A 543-nucleotide genomic window follows, 5' to 3' on the forward strand; every position below is an offset into this window, starting at 1 on the left:
GCGGCCAGCATGAAGGCGCGGTCATAGAAGGCGTCGGTCACAGCCGCGCCGACCGGCGACGCCAGCGCCATGGCTGCGAGCGTCGCGGCCAGCATTCTGCTGGCGGAACGGGGGGAAAGGCCTATCCTCATGGGCTCGACCCTAGGGCCGCAAGGTTCCGGTCTCGTGTCCAATCAGGGTTAGCGAATTGCTTCTTTCCACCGATGTCTGGGCCGGCGCCCTGATCCGCCGCGCCGAACTGGAAGGCGCCTACGCCACCGTGGTCAAGAAGGGGGATGCACGCGGCGGGGCCGTGATCGTCAAGGCCTACAACACGTCCGACCGCACGGCGCGCCTGTTCGCCGAAGCCACCGGCATGGACGGCGAACCCCTGTGGATCCAGCCCGTCGTCAGCGACAGCGAGAGCGAACTGGACGCCTATATCGAGCGCCAGCGCCGCTATGATCCCGACCTCTGGGTGGTCGAGATCGAGGACCGGCAGGGCCGACATTTCCTGACGGAGAAGGTGCAGGAGGGGTGAGAGACGCCTTCTCCCTCCCCGTT

Annotated in this window: 1 protein-coding gene; it reads left to right on the forward strand. The window is 66.9% G+C overall.

The window, feature by feature from the left end:
• Window positions 1-187 precede the first annotated feature (187 nt).
• Window positions 188-520: a DUF1491 family protein gene (locus HX774_RS18745; RefSeq protein ID WP_114818518.1), complete on the forward strand. Its 333-nt coding sequence runs from the start codon at window positions 188-190 to the stop codon at window positions 518-520.
• Window positions 521-543: the final 23 nt, after the last annotated feature.

The sequence above is a fragment of the Brevundimonas sp. P7753 genome (genome assembly GCF_013386595.1).
GTDB lineage: Bacteria > Pseudomonadota > Alphaproteobacteria > Caulobacterales > Caulobacteraceae > Brevundimonas > Brevundimonas bullata.